This window comes from Candidatus Margulisiibacteriota bacterium, assembly GCA_041661965.1.
GTDB lineage: Bacteria > Margulisbacteria > WOR-1 > O2-12-FULL-45-9 > XYB2-FULL-48-7 > XYB2-FULL-45-9.
On sequence record JBAZTH010000001.1, the window covers coordinates 364333 to 365920 of the forward strand.

A 1588-nucleotide genomic window follows, 5' to 3' on the forward strand; every position below is an offset into this window, starting at 1 on the left:
ACATGGGCCCGTTAATCACCAAATCACTTTACAAGGACGGACTCCGCTGTCTGAAACTCCTCTGGTTCAAGGTCCACCGTCGCGCTGAACTCAAAAAGCCTGATCTGGCGCTCCGGGCCGTCATGAACGACGGCCGCCGGGTGGAAGAAATGGCCCGGTTGAATTTTCCCGATGGAATTCTTATCAAATCCAGCTACGACAAGGCCGAGGTCGACGCTAATTCCCGCGCCGCGCTGCAACTTAGAAAACCGCTTTTCGAGGCCGGCTTTCTGATCGATAACGCCTATGCCCGGGCCGATATCCTGCTTCCTGTCGGGGAAGATGAATGGGACCTGATCGAAGTGAAAAGTTCGACCGACACCAAAGCGGAACACTATTATGACGTCGGTTTTCAGAAATATGTTTACCAATCGGCCGGGCTCAAGATTGGACGCTGTTATTTGATGCATATTAACCGGGGATACGTGAAGAATGGCGATCTCGACGTTAAAGCGCTCTTTGCCAAAAAAGATATCAGCGAAAAAGTTGACGAGATCCTGCCGGAAGTCCCGGAAAATGTCGCGGCGATGATCGACATCCTTGATAAAGAGAGCCCGAACATCTCTCCCGGGCGGCAATGCGAGGAATTGCGCGACTGCCCGCTGGAAAGCGATTGCTGGTCGTTTTTACCGGTTCAAGACGATGTTTTTACTCTTCACCGAGGGGTTAAAAGCGCTTTTGATCTGGTTGAACAGGGGGTTTTCGACCTCAAGAACGTTCCCGCCGATTTTAATCTGACCGATAAACAGGCGATCCAGATCGCGGCGATCAAGAATGGCCGGCCCCATATTGATCCCCCGGCGCTGGAGCGTTTTTTTGCCAAGCTCCAATACCCCTTATATTTTCTCGACTTTGAGACGATCGCGCCGGTCATTCCGATCTACGACCAGACGACCCCATACGATGAGGTCCCTTTTCAATTTTCCCTGCATGTGATCGATCGGGAGGGGGTGGCCCCAAGGCATTTGTCTTTCCTGGCGGACGGGGCGGTTGATCCCCGGCCGGAAGTTTTGCGACGGTTAAAGATCGATCTGGGAACAGCGGGGACGATCCTGGCCTATTACGCCCAGTACGAAATGAAGATCATTATGAACTGCTGCCAGGCTTATCCGGAGTTTCTCGACCATTTCAAGGCAGTGGAGAAACGATTTGTAGACTTGCTGGAGGTCTTCCAGGACTTTGCTTTTTATCATCCGGGGCAGGAGGGGAAACTTTCGCTCAAAAAAGTCCTGCCGATCTTGGCCGGCAAGAGCTATCAGGGATTGCGGATCGAGGATGGCCGGACCGCCAGCCTCGAGTATTACAGGGTAACTTTTAACCCGAAGGTTGAGCCCGCCGACCGAGCGGAAATTCGCCGGGCGTTGGAGGTTTATTGCGAGCTGGATACCCAGGCGATGATCGATATTTTGCTTGCCCTAAAAAAAGCCGCTGAAACGGCAAAATTAAGCGAAAAATAATAGTTGAAATAGGGTTTGAGGCGGTGATATAATCTCATCACTAGAGCAATCATGCCCAGAAAAATATGCACTACTGATGGGGCCCAGCTTTA

General features: G+C 51.8%; 1 protein-coding gene. It reads left to right on the forward strand.

Annotation, left to right across the window (positions count from 1 at the left end):
- The first annotated feature begins 2 nt into the window (after positions 1 to 2).
- Entirely contained in the window at positions 3 to 1496 is a 1494-nt protein-coding gene (locus WC772_01685) for a DUF2779 domain-containing protein (GenBank protein ID MFA6169467.1), read from the forward strand.
- Positions 1497 to 1588: the final 92 nt, after the last annotated feature.

What these genes read in the sequence shown, in the direction of transcription:
- WC772_01685 (MFA6169467.1), top strand. Translation starts at nt 3, where the DNA reads ATGGGCCCGTTAATCACCAAATCACTTTACAAGGACGGACTCCGCTGT.